Below are 14,275 nucleotides of genomic sequence, written 5' to 3'. Positions count from 1 at the left end.
CCCATCCCCTGCTTTCTTCGAGATACCCCATGAGTGAGCCCACGCCGTACATCTTCGACGCCACCACCGCCACCTTCGACCAGGCAGTGATCCAGAATTCCTTCGAAAAACCCGTGCTGGTGGATTTCTGGGCCGAGTGGTGCGCGCCGTGCAAGGCGTTGATGCCGATGCTCGCGCAGATTGCCGAGAGTTATCAGGGAGAGTTGCTGCTGGCCAAGGTCGACTGCGATGCCGAGCCAGATGTGGTCTCGCGCTTTGGCATTCGCAGCCTGCCCACCGTGGTGCTGTTCAAGGATGGCCAGCCGGTGGATGGGTTTGCCGGTGCGCAACCCGAGTCCGCCGTGCGCGCGATGCTGGAGCCCCATGTGCAGATGCCGCCGCCAGCCGCTGCCGATCCGCTGGAGCAGGCCCAGGCGTTGTTTGCCGAAGGCCGTATCACCGACGCCGAGGCCGTGCTGGTGGCCTTGCTCGGGGAAGACAACACCAACGCCGCCGCGCTGATCCTGTACGCCCGCTGCCTCGCCGAACGCGGTGAGCTGGGTGAAGCGCAAACCGTGCTCGACGCGGTCAAGAGCGATGATCACAAGGCGGCACTGGCCGGCGCCAAGGCGCAGATTACTTTCCTGCGCCAGGCCGCCGACCTGCCGGACGCCGCGGATCTCAAGGCCCGCCTGGCGCAAAACCCGCAGGATGACGAGGCGGTGTACCAACTGGCCGTGCAACAACTGGCGCGCCAGCAATACGACGCCGCGCTGGATGGCTTGCTCAAGCTGTTCATCCGCAACCGCAGCTACAGCGACGGCCTGCCCCACAAGACGCTGTTGCAGGTATTCGAATTGCTCGGCAACGACCACCCGCTTGTCACCGTTTACCGCCGCAAACTGTTCGCCGCGTTGTATTAAGCCTTACTCGATCCAACTGTACAGCGGCGTATCCCCGCCGCTGCCTACCTTGACCTTGGCACTATGGCGCAGGCGCACCAGCAGGCGCTTGCCCGCCGAGGCGCTGCCGGCCAAGCCTTCCAGTTGATCAAGCAATTCAAGGCCGTTGAGTTGCCCGGCCTTGCGCAGCAAATCCTGGGCGGCCTGCCACAGGCTCTCGTCCAGGTTACCCGGGGCCGGCGCCACCACGGGCTCGGCACTCGGGGGCTTGCTGGCCTGCAACTGCGCGCCCAGCCGGGCCCAGTCGCCGTCGTCCAGCTCCAGGGTCAAGTCCACCGGCAGGTCACCGACGGTTCCACGAATTCTCAACATCGCACTTACTCCCGCACTTTTCTGACGAGCATGCTCCCACGCGTCTTGCGCTACGCCAAGCAGGCGGTCAAACTCCTCGCAAAATTGTTATAAGATCACATAACAAAACTTTCATCTTTGTTCGGGAGTTCCACCATGCGCCGTTTGCTGCTCGCTTTGCCGTTTGCCCTGTTGCCACTGGCCATCGCCCAGGCTGCCGACGAGCACGACCATGATCACGAGCATGGCAGCCTGGGCGCCCACGAACACGGTGTCGGCCGCCTCAACGCCGTGCTCGACGGCCAGGCCCTGGAACTGGAACTGGACAGCCCGGCGATGAACCTGGTGGGTTTTGAACACCTCGCCACCACCCCTGCCGACAAAGCCAAGGTCGCCGCCGCCCGCAAGCAACTGGAGCAACCCTTGATGCTGTTCAGCCTGCCCAAGGCCGCCGGTTGCGTGATCAGCACTCAGGAACTGAACAGCCCGCTGTTCGGCGACAAACCTGAAGCCGACCACGATGAGGACGATGACGACCACGCCACCGATGGCAAAGGCGCCGCCGCCCACGAACATCACCACGACCACAGCGAAATCCACGCTCACTACCAGTTCACCTGCGCCACGCCGACTGCCCTGAGCAACCTCGACCTGACCCAGGTGTTCAAGACCTTCCCCGCCACCCAGAAAATTCAGGTACAACTCATTGGCCCGAGCGGCCAGCAGGGTGTGGAAGCGACGGCCACAGCAGCCGCCCTCAAGTTCTGAGTTCATGCCCGGTTAATGTGGGAGCTGGCTTGCCTGCGATGGCATCGCCGCGGTGTTTCAGAAATACCGAGGCGCTTGCATCGCAGGCAAGCCAGCTCCCACATTTGATCAGTGTCATCATCCAAATCGAGCCAGACCACTGACTTCCCTATGACCCAAGCACTTATCGAACTGTCTGACCTGGGCTTCAACTGGCCGGGTCACCCACAGTTGCTGGACATCCCGACGTTTCGCCTGGAGCCGGGGGAAACCCTGTTCCTCAAGGGCCCCAGCGGCAGTGGCAAGACCACCCTGCTGGGCCTGCTGGGCGGTGTGCAAAAGCCCAGTCGCGGCAGTATTCGCCTGCTGGGCCAGGAGCTGACCGAACTCTCGGCCGGCGCCCGCGACCGCTTCCGTGTCGACCACACCGGCTACATCTTCCAGCAGTTCAACCTGCTGCCGTTTCTCTCGGTGCGCGAGAACGTCGAGTTGCCCTGCCACTTTTCCAAGCTGCGGGCGCTACGGGCAATCCAGCGCCACGGCAGCGTCGACCAGGCCGCCGCGACCTTGCTGGCCCACTTGGGCCTCAAGGACAAGAACCTGCTGGAACGCCGCGCCGACTCGCTCTCCATTGGCCAGCAACAGCGGGTGGCCGCCGCTCGCGCATTGATCGGCCAGCCGGAACTGGTGATCGCCGACGAACCGACTTCAGCCCTGGACTACGACGCCCGGGAAGCCTTCATTCAGTTGTTGTTCGCCGAATGCCGCGAAGCAGGCGCCAGCCTGTTGTTCGTCAGCCATGACCAGAGCCTGGCGCCGCTGTTCGACCGCAACCTGTCGCTGGCCGAACTCAATCGCGCCGCCACGCCCGCAGAGGTTTGAGATGTATTTGTTTCGACTAGCCATGGCCAGCCTGGCTAACCGCCGCTTTACCGCGATCCTCACCGCCTTCGCCATCGCCCTATCGGTGTGCCTGTTGCTGGCGGTGGAGCGGGTACGCACCGAAGCCCGCGCCAGCTTCGCCAGCACCATCAGCGGTACCGACCTGATCGTCGGCGCGCGCTCCGGCTCGGTGAATTTGCTGCTGTATTCGGTGTTCCGCATCGGCAACGCCACCAACAATATTCGCTGGGACAGCTACGAACACTTCGCCGCCAACCCGCAGGTGAAATGGGCAATCCCGATTTCCCTCGGCGACTCCCACCGCGGCTACCGCGTGATGGGCACCAACGAATCCTATTTCGAACACTATCAATACGGGCGCCGGCAGAACCTCGAACTTGCCAGTGGTCGCGCCTTCGCCACCGATCCATTCGAAGTGGTGCTCGGCGCCGAAGTGGCCGATGCCCTGCATTACAAGCTGGGCGACAAGCTGGTGCTGGCCCACGGCGTGGCGGTGGTCAGTCTGGTCAAGCACGATGACAAGCCGTTCACCGTGGTCGGTATTCTCAAGCGCACCGGTACCCCGGTGGACCGCACGCTGCACATCAGCCTCGGTGGCATGGAAGCGATTCACATCGACTGGCACAACGGCGTACCCGCCCAGGGCAAAGGCCGGATCAGCGCCGACCAGGCCCGCAACATGGACCTGACGCCCCAAGCCATCACCGCGTTCATGCTCGGTTTGAACAACAAGATCTCCACCTTCGCCCTGCAACGGGAGATCAACGAATTCCGTGGCGAGCCAATGCTGGCGATCCTGCCGGGCGTGGCCCTGCAAGAGTTGTGGAGCATGATGGGCACCGCTGAAAAAGCGCTGTTCGTGATCTCGCTGTTTGTGGTGCTGACCGGCTTGATCGGCATGCTCACCGCGATCCTCACCAGCCTCAACGAGCGCCGCCGGGAAATGGCGATCCTGCGTTCGGTGGGCGCGCGGCCCTGGCATATCGCGACGTTGCTGATCTTCGAAGCCTTCGCCCTGGCGCTGTCCGGCGTGATTGCCGGCGTCGGGCTGCTGTATGTGTGCATCGCCGCGTCGCGCGGGTATTTGCAGGCCAATTACGGCTTGGACCTGCCGCTGTCGTTGCCGAGCGAATATGAATGGACCCTGCTCGGCGGTATTCTCGTCGCAGCCTTGCTGATGGGCAGCGTGCCGGCCTGGCGTGCCTACCGGCAATCGTTGGCCGACGGCCTGTCGATACGTTTATGAGGAAGCTGTTGATGCGTCGCGTCGTGCTTGCGCTGTTACTGCTGGTGACCCTGCCTGCCTGGGCTGAAGACCAGCCCAAGGACCTGTCGTGGCAGGAGATGATCCCGCCGGATGCACCGCCGGAAATCCCCAACATGAAACCGCTGCACGACTTGTCGGGCATGGCTGATGCGTTGTCGGTGGAGTCTGCGCCGGCCGCCAAGCAGGACCTGCCCAACGCGCCAGTCGTACAAAGCCTGGACGGTAAGCACATCCGCCTGCCGGGTTATATCGTGCCGCTGGAAGTCAGCGAGGAAGGTCGCACCACGGAGTTCCTGCTGGTGCCGTATTTCGGCGCCTGCATCCATGTACCGCCACCGCCGTCGAACCAGATCGTGCATGTCAAAAGCGAAGTCGGTGTGAAGCTCGACGAGCTGTATCAGCCGTACTGGATCGAAGGCCAGATGCAGGTCAAACCGTCCAGCAGCGAACTGGCCGACGCCGGCTACCAGATGGAGGCCGACAAGATCTACGTATACGAGTTGCAGGAATAACCCGTGATTGCGCTTTCATTGAGCTGAGTCAAAGGCTCGATCGTTACGATCTTTACCATTGGACACAAGCAATTAATAACGTCCTCTGGAGCTCCCATGAACAAGTCCCTGCTCGGCGCGTCGCTTGTCGCGCTCGCCCTCGTCGCCCCCGTTGCCCATGCTCACGAAGCCGGCGACATCCTGATTCGCGCCGGTGCTATCACCGTCAACCCGAAAGCGGACAGCAGCAGTGTCAAGGTTGACCAGGGCCCGCTGGCCGGGACCAACCTGGGCGGCAAGGCGACCATGAGCAGCGACACTCAACTGGGCTTGAACTTCGCCTACATGCTGACCAGCCACTGGGGTATCGAACTGCTGGCGGCCACGCCGTTCGAACATGATGTGAAAATCAAGAACACCGCCCTGGCGCCTGCCAACGGCAAGCTCGGCTCGCTGAAACACCTGCCGCCGACCCTGAGCGTCGTGTACTACCCGCTGGACAGCAAGTCGGTATTCCAACCGTACATCGGCGCCGGTATCAACTACACCTGGATCTACGACGAACACGTCGGCGGTCGCGCCCAAGAGGCCGGTTTCAGCAACTTCAAGGCGGAAAACTCCTGGGGTTGGGCCGCGCAGATCGGTGCGGACTACATGATCAATGACAAGTGGATGATCAACGCCCAGGCGCGCTACATCGACATCAGCACCAAGGCCACTGTGGATAACAACGCGCTGGGCCAGGGCACTCGGGCCAAGGTCAATGTGGATGTTGACCCGATGGTGTACATGGTCGGTATTGGCTACAAGTTCTAGGTTCTACCCAAGGCCCTGTTGTACAGGGCCTTTTTTGTGAGGCTTTCCATGGAGGCAAGCGCCAATCAGAGGCCAGGCACACGCCCGTGTGCTGCGAATCAGGCTTCAGCCAGGAGTTGGCGAACTTCAGCGATGACCAAGTCAATGTTGAACGGCTTTTTCAACACCGCATTGAACAAGTCCGACCGCTCCATACCAATATGAGCCTGGGCTCCGCTGATCAGGATGATGGGCAAGTGATTGACAGCCGGTAGCGCGCGGACAGCTTCGGCAAACTCCTGGCCATCCATGACCGGCATCATGAAGTCGGTGATGATCAACGCTGGCCGCTCGCGCTCCAGGACCTCGAGTCCTTTCTGGCCATTGCTCGCTTTTACGACCATGTACCCCTCATCCTCCAGCGCATAGCCGAGAATGTCAGCGATCAAATACTCGTCGTCGACGACCAGGATGGTGGTCATGTCAGTTCAACCCGAATCAGAGACTTTGGACGTTGAGCCCGGCAGCGAAGAATCATTAGAGACAGCCAATGCATTTCTTGATGCCTTCTTCAGGTCAACGCCGTTTTCATGGATTACCACTTCAAGAAGCGAAGGATCGTAGAAGCTGTCTCGTACCTTAAGAATCGAAAGCATTCTTCTTAGTTCAGATTGAATCTCGAAGAAGCGCATCAGCAGCAGGTTGTCGACAATACTGGACAGGTCCGGGGTCGGAGAACTGACCTCCGAACCAAAAACGTCACGCATCTCCCACGAGGCAAACACCGTTACGCCACGGGCACGAAGCTCGCTCATCAGGGCGCTGTAGAAATCAGTGATACGTGCCGGGTTCGTCGACACTCGAGTCATGCCGCTCAAGCTGTCGATGAACAGGCGCTTGATACCCTTTTCCTCAACCATTTTCAGCAGCCGTGCGCCGAGACCGTCGATCAGGCCTTCTGTCGTGGGCTGCCAGGCAATACTCAGCGCACCACTTTCTTCCATACCCTTGATATCAATCCCCAGCGATTGGCCTTTGAGACGTAACCGCTGCGGGCTTTCATAAAAACCGAAATGCAGGCCCGGAGCTTCCACTGTCGACTCTGCGAGAAACCGGAGCCCCAACGTGGTTTTCCCGACGCCGGAAGGCCCCATGACGAGCGTAACGGAAGAACTGTGCAGGCCACCGCCGATGATGGCGTCCAGCGAACCGATGCCGCTGGTGATACGCGTCAGGTCGGCACTGTCAGGTAACGATGGATGGCTGTAGAGGCTTTCCAGACGCGGATAAACCACCAGGCCATCGTCGGTAATTTCACACTCGTGCAATCCGGTCAGCGCACCACTGCCCCGAGTCTTGCGCAGTTGAATCCGGCGCACCGAACGGCTGCCGTGAAGCTCCTCGCCCATCTCAATCACACCATCAACCATGGTGTGCTCAGGACTGCCGTCGTCCAATCGGGAACTGGTGAGAAACAACACCGTACAACCGGCGAACGCGGCGTGGCCTTGCAGCTCGGAAATGAATTTCTTGGTGTCGATGGGCGAGTCAGCCTTGGAGCGCGCATTAAGCAAGCCGTCGACCACTAACACGGTGGCCTTCTGACGACTGATCTCACGCCGAAGCAGCTTGACCACTTCATCGAGACCGTCGTTCTCAAGGGTGTCAAACGCACTGACGAACTGAATTTCAGCTCCCACCCGGGAAACATCAAAGAAGTTCAGGGTCGAGAGGAATTGAAATAAACGGTCGTGGGACTCAGCCAGCAACGTGGCCACCAGTACACGGCCCCCGTTGCGGGCATGATTGAATCCCAGTTGATTGGCGAGGATGGTTTTACCGGATCCTGGGCGCCCCTGGATAATGTAGGAGGCACCTGCGACTAGCCCGCCCTTGAGCAGAGCATCCAGCCCTTCTATTCCGCTTTGAAGGCGATTTAGCTTTTCCACAATGCAACCCTGATGTGAACAACAGGCTCTTAAGCCGAAGGTTTACGATGCTAACTCCATTTGCGCAATCGGGCTATCCGCTCATCCAGTTCAAGGGCGGGGCAAATAAAGCGTGAACGTACATCCCTGCCCCAGATGACTCTCGACCCTGATCTCTCCCCCCGACTGTTTGGCAAACCCCAATACCTGACTGAGCCCCAGCCCGGTTCTCTGGCCTTTGCCTTTGGTGGAGAAAAACGGTTCAAAGATTCTATCGAGGCTGAACGGAGCGATACCCGAGCCATTGTCTGTGATGGACACGGCAACGAAACGCCCCTTGATAAGGGGATAGCCATGGGACGCAGGGATAAGGTCCATCGACTCAACACGGATGACCAACTCCCCCTTATCCATCATGGCGTCTCGGGCGTTCATGACCATATTGAGAATGGCGGCTTCGAACTGCCCTGGGTCAACGTGAACGACGCAGGGTACTGCTGTGGACTCGATGCGTACGTTGATGCCTGCCCCTACTTGCACAGCAATCGTATCGGCCATGGCCAACGTGCTTGAATTGATATCCAGCGATGCGGGATGCAGGGCTTGCCTGCCAGCGAAGCACAGCAATTGACTGGTGAAATGAGAACCACGCTCCACCGCCTCGGAAATGGCTTCCACCAGGCGCAGCCGCCGCTCTTCTGATGCTGAAGGACGCTTCAACAGATCCGCTGAAGAACGGATCACCGTCAGCAGATTGTTAAAGTCATGCGCCACTCGGCCTGTTACCCGCCCCAGCGCGTCCATCTTTTGCGACTGAAGTAATTTTTCCTGGCTCACATCCTGAGCGGTCCCCGTCATCGCGACGGGCAGACCATCATCGGCATAACGGGGTCTCGCGCGCACGTGCAGCCAGCGAGTTTCACCGAGTGGCGTGATGACGCGGTAGTGAACGTCGTAGTCGCCACGTTGAGCGATCGAGCGATCCCACGCTTCGGCCACTCGGCGCTTGTCTTCGGCGTGCACCAAGCGCTGCATGTGTTCATAACTGAACGGTATCTGTGGTTCGAGTCCGAAGTTGAGGCGGCAAGTGGCCGAGGTCTTCAGCTCGCCCGTCGTCAAGTCCAGGCGCCATATACCAAGCCCGGCGGTACTCAAAGCGAACTGCAGGTCGTGCGCCTCCTCATACACATCATCGTGAGGCGGCGGCGAACCATTCACCGGAGAATGTGTTGCCATGATGGGTAGGGCTCCTCTTTAAGGCTGCCCATGACGAGATGGGCGAAGTCTTCTTCTGAATGCAGACTTTTGCTTTTGCTGAACGAGCCGTAAGCACAATCAATCCCTATTGGCATGGATGACCGGGCGCACCAAAGGTTTCAAATTTTTCGTATGCAGTGGCGCCCCCCGCCTGGCCAACACGTATCAACCGAATCCGTCCGGACACCGCCGCAAAAAAGGCGCCTGTTGCAGGCGCCTTTTTTATGTTTGACCGTGTCGGTAGAACCGGTCGAGCAACGCCGGCAACCCGGCCCGCCATGCCCGTGGCTTGATGCCGAAGGTGTGGAGGATTTTCTTGCAGGCCAGCACCGCGTGTTGCGGTTCATCGGCGGCATCCGGACGGGCGGCGTGGGCCTGGGCGGTCGGAGCTTCCACGGCCAGCGGGTGGAAGTTGCGCGCTTCGGTCAGGATCGCCTGCCCTAGCGCCAGCGGGGTGGTCGCTTCGTGGCCGGCATAGTGATAAGTGCCCCACAACGGCGCGGCGCAATCCAGTTGCTTGAGCACCGAAATGATCACCCGCGCAGCATCGTCTACCGGCGTCGGGTTGCCCCGGCGGTCGTCGGCCATCAGCAGTTCGTCAGGTTTTTCGGCACGGGCCAGGAAGCGTCCGAGGGTGCCGTCGACGCTGTCATCCAGCAGCCAGCCAAAACGCAGCAGCACGTGCTGCGGACAGGTGGCGCGTACGCTCTGCTCGATGCGCCACAACGCCTGGCCCCGCAGGCCCAAGGGCACGGGTTCGTCTTTTTCGCTGTAGGCGGTGGCGCGGGAGCCATCGAACACCCGGTAGCTGGACGGTTGCAGCAAAGTGATGCTGTGGTGCTGGCACAGTTCCGCCAGGCGCTCGATCGCATATTCCTGGGCAGCCAGACGCGTTTCGCTGACCGTCTCCGCCTGGAACCAGTCGAAGTAATAGGCGAGATTGATCAAGGCATCGGGACGGGTGTCGTCGAGCAGTTGCGTGAGGCTCGCGGCATCCCAGCCGTCTTGGGGCGGACGCGGGGCGAGGAAACCGATGTCTTCCTCCGCACCGAGGCGAATCAGCGCCTGCCCGAGGGCATTCCCGCCGCCCAGTAACATAAGGCGCATTCGCATAGATTGAGCAGGCCCGGTCTGTTTGGAACGATGGTTATTATCGACAGGCTTGTGAGCCATGCCGTTGGCATTTGCCAGAATCGTTGCATTTTGCGGGTTTGTAGCGCAACCGTCACTTATAAAGTGCGGGGTTGCAAGTTGCCGGGGCTGGCCGCATAAATTGGGTATGAACCTTCCAGAATCAACGGACACGGTCTTGAACGGTTTTCACCCCGCCGTCAGCGCCTGGTTCCGCAGTACGTTCCCGTCGGTGACCACCGCCCAGGCCCGGGCGTGGCCGCTGATCCGCGAGCGCCGCCCGACGCTGATTGCCGCGCCCACCGGCTCCGGCAAGACCCTGACCGCCTTTCTCGCGGTGCTGGACGACCTTGTACACCAAGGCCTGGCCAATGGCGGCCAACTGCCAGATCAGACGCTGGTGGTCTACGTCTCGCCGCTCAAGGCATTGTCCAACGATATCCAGATCAACCTGCAAAACCCGCTGGCCGGTATCACCGACCACCTGCAGCGCCTGGGCCTGCCGCCGCTGGCGATCCGCACCGCCGTGCGTACCGGCGACACCCCACAGAAAGACCGCGCCCTGATGCGCAAGCACCCGCCGCATATCCTGGTCACCACGCCAGAATCGCTCTACGTGCTGCTGGGCTCGGATTCCGGCCGGCAGATGCTCGCCAGCATCCGCACGGTGATCGTCGACGAAATCCACGCCATCGCCGCCAGCAAACGCGGCAGCCACCTGGCCCTGACGCTGGAGCGCTTGCAGGGTTTGTGCAGTGAACCGCTGACCCGCATAGGCCTGTCCGCCACGCAAAAGCCCATCGAGGCCGTATCGCGCTTTCTGGTGGGCACCGACCGGCCTTGCGAGATCGTCGACATCGGCCACGCGCGCCCACGGGACCTGGATATCGAAGTACCGCCGGTGCCGCTGTCGGCCGTCATGGCCAACGACGTGTGGGAGCTGGTCTACGACCGCCTCGCCGAACTGGCCAAACAACACCGCACCACGCTGATTTTCGTCAACACCCGGCGCCTGGCTGAACGCCTGGCGCGGCACTTGAGCGAGCGCCTGGGCAAAACCGCCGTCGCCGCCCACCACGGCAGCCTCGCCAAGGAACTGCGCCTGGACGCCGAACAACGGCTCAAGGCCGGCGAGCTGCAAGTGTTGATCGCCACCGCGTCGCTGGAGCTGGGGATTGATATTGGCGATGTTGATCTGGTGTGCCAGATCGGCTCGCCCGGCTCGATCAACGGTTTCCTGCAACGGGTCGGACGCTCCGGGCATCAGGTCGGCGGCACGCCCAAGGGCCGGTTGTTCGCCACCACCCGCGACGACCTGATCGAATGCGCTGCCCTCCTCGACTGCGTGCGCCGGGGCGAGCTGGACACCTTGCTGATCCCGGTCGCGCCGCTGGATGTGCTGGCCCAGCAGATCATCGCCGAAGTCAGTTGCCAGGAATGGCAGGAACAGGCTCTGCTCACGCTGATCCGCCGCGCCTCACCCTACGCCGAACTGGATGAACGTCACTATCAGGCGCTGCTACAGATGCTCGCCGAGGGCTACAACGGCCGCCAGGGCATCCGCAGCGCCTACCTGCACCGCGACGCCATCACCCACACCCTGCGCGGCCGGCGGGGCGCCAAGCTCACCGCGGTGACCAGCGGCGGCACCATCCCCGACAACGCCGACTACAGCGTGCTGCTGGAGCCGCAAAGCCTGAACATCGGCAGCGTCAACGAAGACTTCGCGGTGGAAAGCATCGCCGGGGATATTTTCCAGTTGGGCAACACGTCGTACCGCATCCTGCGGGTGGAAGCCGGCAAAGTGCGGGTAGAAGATGCCCACGGCCAGCCGCCGACCATTCCGTTCTGGCTCGGCGAAGCACCGGGGCGCAGTGCCGAGTTGTCGTTTGCCGTGGCGCGCTTGCACGGGCAACTGGACCAATTGCTGGGCGCCACGCCCGGCAACCTGCAAGCGGCGCTCGACTGGCTCACCGGCACCCTCGGCCTGAACCTGGCCAGCGCCGAACAGCTGGTGGATTACCTGGCGCGGGCGCGGCTGGCGTTGAGCGCGCTGCCGTCCCAGGACACGCTGATCATGGAGCGCTTTTTCGACGAGTCCGGCGGCACCCAATTGATCATCCACACGCCGTTCGGCAGTCGCATCAACCGCGCCTGGGGCCTGGCGTTGCGCAAGCGTTTTTGCCGCACCTTCAACTTCGAACTGCAAGCCGCCGCCAGCGAAGATGCGATCGTGTTGTCACTCTCCACCAGCCACAGCTTTGAGCTGGATGAGGTATGGCGCTACCTGAACAGCAACACCGCCGAGCACATCCTGATTCAGGCGGTTCTGGATGCACCGCTGTTCGGCGTGCGCTGGCGCTGGAATGCCGGGGTGGCCCTGGCGCTGCCGCGTTATACCGGCGGGCGCAAAGTGGCGCCGCAGATCCAGCGCATGAAGAGTGAAGACCTGATCGCCAGTGTGTTCCCGGACCAGATCGCCTGCCTGGAAAACCTCGCCGGCGAGCGGGAAGTGCCCGAGCATCCGCTGGTGGAGCAAACCCTCGATGATTGCCTGCACGAAGCCATGGACAGCGAAGGCTGGCTGGCCCTGCTGCGGCGCATGGAGCGCGGAGAGATTCGCCTGATCAGCCGCGACCTGCCGGCGCCGTCCCCCTTGGCAGCGGAGATTCTCAGCGCCCGCCCCTACACCTTTCTCGATGACGCCCCACTGGAAGAGCGTCGTACCCAGGCCGTGCTCAACCGCCGCTGGAGCGACCCGCAAAGCACCGACGACCTCGGTGCGCTGGACGCCGAGGCCATTGCCGGTGTGTGCGAGGAGGCCTGGCCTGCACCTAATGGCCTGGATGAAATGCATGAAGCGTTGATGAGTCTGGCGTGCATCGCTGAATCGGAAGTTGCGCCGCAATGGGCCGAATGGCTGCAAGCCCTGGCCGACGGTGGGCGCGCCAGCCGATTGCAGATCGGTGCCGACCAAGCCGTTTGGGTCGCCCTGGAGCGCTTGAGTTGCTTAAAGGCGATCTATCCAAATGACCTGCCGCTGCTACCCGGTTTCGATGAGCCCTGGACCTTCGATGAAGCCTTGGTGGAAATTCTGCGGGCGCGCCTGAGCGGTTTTGGCCCATTGACCCTGATCGAGATCGCCGCGCCCCTGGCCTTGCCGGTGGCAGACGTATCACAGGCACTTGCGCGGCTGGAAAGCGAAGGCTACGTACTGCGCGGCCGTTTCAGCCCCGGCGCCAGCGACGAACAATGGTGCGAACGCCACCTGCTGGCGCGCATTCACCGCTACACGGTCAAGCGCCTGCGCCGGGAAATCGAGCCGGTGGCGTTGCAGGATTTCATGCGGTTTCTGTTCGACTGGCAGCACCTGTCGGACGGCACCCGGGGCCAGGGCAGCGCCGTGTTGCCGCAGATCGTCGCGCAGTTCGAAGGGTACGCCGCCGCCACATCGGCCTGGGACAGCGATTTGCTCAGCGCCCGAATCAAGGATTACGCGCCCCACTGGCTGGACGATTTGTGCCGCAGCGGCAAGGTGGTGTGGACACGCCTGAGCAACAAGGCTGGCGCGACGGCCTTGCGTAGCACGCCGGTGGTGCTGTTGCCCCGCAGCCAGGTGCCTTTGTGGAGCGGATTGACCGACGCGCCGGACAGCGCCGAGCTGTCGCCCAAGGCACAGAAAGTCCATCAGGCACTGCGGGAAAACGGCGCGCTGTTTTTCGATGAACTGATTCATGAAGCCCATCTGCTGCGCAGCGAACTGGAAACCGCCTTGCAGGAATTGGTGGGCGCCGGGCTGGCGAACGCCGACAGCTTCGCTGGCCTGCGCGCCCTGACCACACCCGCGAGCAAACGCCAGGCCCGCAGCAGTCGGCGCGGGCGTGGCGCGTTTGTAGGCGGGATGGACGATGCCGGGCGTTGGGCCCTGGTACGGCGGGCGCCGGTGGCGGATGGCACACGTCCGGGGGCTCACTCGGCCGAGACGCTGGAGCATGTGGCGATGACCTTGCTGCGGCGATACGGCGTGGTGTTCTGGCGCCTGCTGGAGCGCGAGGCGGACTGGCTGCCCAGTTGGCGGGAATTGCTGCGTACGTTCCACCGGCTGGAGGCCCGGGGCGAGATTCGTGGCGGGCGGTTTGTGAGTGGTTTGGCGGGGGAACAGTTTGCGTTGCCGGAAGCGATTCCGCTGCTGCGGGAAGTTCGGCGGCGGCCTCACGATGGAAGCTTGATTGCCGTGTGCGGCGCGGACCCGCTGAACCTGGTGGGCACATTGTTGCCGGGTGGCAAGGTGCCTGCGTTGAGCGGTAATCGGCTGGTGTATCGGGATGGATTGCCGGCGGCGGTGGGGATTGCGGGCAAGCAGCAGGTGTTGCTGGAACTGGATCCGCAGGCAGCAGGGTTGGTGCGGGAGAAGCTGATCAGGCGCTGAAGTGTGTTGCGCCTGTGACGCCCCCATCGCGGGCAAGCCCGGCTCCCACATTTGATCGCATTCCAACTGTGGGAGCTGGCTTGCCTGCGATGAGG

12 protein-coding genes are annotated in these 14,275 nt (G+C 62.1%); 7 read left to right on the top strand and 5 right to left on the bottom strand.

Features of this window, described 5'->3' with window-relative positions; translation table 11 throughout:
- Positions 1-29 precede the first annotated feature (29 nt).
- Positions 30-902, top strand: coding sequence for a thioredoxin (gene trxA, locus JFU58_RS02960; RefSeq protein ID WP_093204655.1), 873 nt, complete (start codon positions 30-32; stop codon positions 900-902).
- Between the two features lie 3 nt (positions 903-905).
- On the opposite strand, the gene JFU58_RS02955 is transcribed toward trxA, so the two are convergent.
- Positions 906-1,253: a hypothetical protein gene (locus JFU58_RS02955; RefSeq protein ID WP_063026857.1), complete on the bottom strand. Its 348-nt coding sequence runs from the start codon at positions 1,251-1,253 to the stop codon at positions 906-908.
- A gap of 135 nt (positions 1,254-1,388) precedes the next feature.
- Between JFU58_RS02955 and JFU58_RS02950 the strand changes: the two genes are divergently transcribed.
- The 5 genes from JFU58_RS02950 (at position 1,389) to JFU58_RS02930 (ending at position 5,456) form a co-directional block, all read left to right on the top strand.
- Positions 1,389-2,000, top strand: a complete 612-nt coding sequence (locus JFU58_RS02950; RefSeq protein WP_201139818.1) for a DUF2796 domain-containing protein — start codon at positions 1,389-1,391, stop codon at positions 1,998-2,000.
- Positions 2,001-2,150: 150 nt separating this feature from the next.
- Positions 2,151-2,861 carry an ABC transporter ATP-binding protein gene (locus tag JFU58_RS02945; RefSeq protein ID WP_063026852.1) on the top strand — a complete coding sequence of 237 codons (711 nt, stop codon included), beginning with the start codon at positions 2,151-2,153 and terminating at the stop codon, positions 2,859-2,861.
- A 1-nt stretch (position 2,862) separates the two neighbouring features.
- Positions 2,863-4,128 (top strand): ABC transporter permease, encoded by a 1,266-nt coding sequence (locus tag JFU58_RS02940; RefSeq protein WP_003210004.1) that lies wholly within the window; start codon positions 2,863-2,865, stop codon positions 4,126-4,128.
- Between the two features lie 11 nt (positions 4,129-4,139).
- Positions 4,140-4,661, top strand: a complete 522-nt coding sequence (locus tag JFU58_RS02935; RefSeq protein ID WP_063026848.1) for a DUF3299 domain-containing protein — start codon at positions 4,140-4,142, stop codon at positions 4,659-4,661.
- Between the two features lie 96 nt (positions 4,662-4,757).
- Positions 4,758-5,456, top strand: coding sequence for an OmpW/AlkL family protein (locus tag JFU58_RS02930; protein WP_063026846.1), 699 nt, complete (start codon positions 4,758-4,760; stop codon positions 5,454-5,456).
- Positions 5,457-5,554: 98 nt separating this feature from the next.
- Here the strand turns inward: JFU58_RS02930 and JFU58_RS02925 are convergent, their stop codons facing one another.
- The 4 genes from JFU58_RS02925 to JFU58_RS02910 form a co-directional block, all read right to left on the bottom strand.
- The gene (locus JFU58_RS02925) at positions 5,555-5,917 is read right to left on the bottom strand and encodes a response regulator (RefSeq protein ID WP_063026844.1); all 363 of its coding nucleotides are present in this window, start codon (positions 5,915-5,917) and stop codon (positions 5,555-5,557) included.
- Positions 5,918-5,923: 6 nt separating this feature from the next.
- Positions 5,924-7,384, bottom strand: a complete 1,461-nt coding sequence (locus tag JFU58_RS02920) for an ATPase domain-containing protein (protein ID WP_201139817.1) — start codon at positions 7,382-7,384, stop codon at positions 5,924-5,926.
- A 90-nt stretch (positions 7,385-7,474) separates the two neighbouring features.
- Entirely contained in the window at positions 7,475-8,599 is a 1,125-nt protein-coding gene (locus JFU58_RS02915; RefSeq protein ID WP_201139816.1) for an ATP-binding protein, read from the bottom strand.
- 243 nt (positions 8,600-8,842) lie between these two features.
- Positions 8,843-9,733: a sugar nucleotide-binding protein gene (locus JFU58_RS02910; RefSeq protein WP_008436463.1), complete on the bottom strand. Its 891-nt coding sequence runs from the start codon at positions 9,731-9,733 to the stop codon at positions 8,843-8,845.
- A gap of 166 nt (positions 9,734-9,899) precedes the next feature.
- Here JFU58_RS02910 and JFU58_RS02905 point away from each other — a divergent pair, with 166 nt between their 5' ends.
- A complete protein-coding gene (locus JFU58_RS02905) occupies positions 9,900-14,180 on the top strand; it encodes a DEAD/DEAH box helicase (RefSeq protein WP_201139815.1) in 4,281 nt (1,426 codons plus the stop codon).
- Positions 14,181-14,275 lie beyond the last annotated feature (95 nt).

The sequence above is a fragment of the Pseudomonas sp. TH34 genome (assembly GCF_016650865.1).
GTDB classification, from domain to species: Bacteria; Pseudomonadota; Gammaproteobacteria; order Pseudomonadales; family Pseudomonadaceae; genus Aquipseudomonas; species Aquipseudomonas yamanorum.
This window is presented reverse-complemented; position numbering and strand designations above follow the sequence as displayed.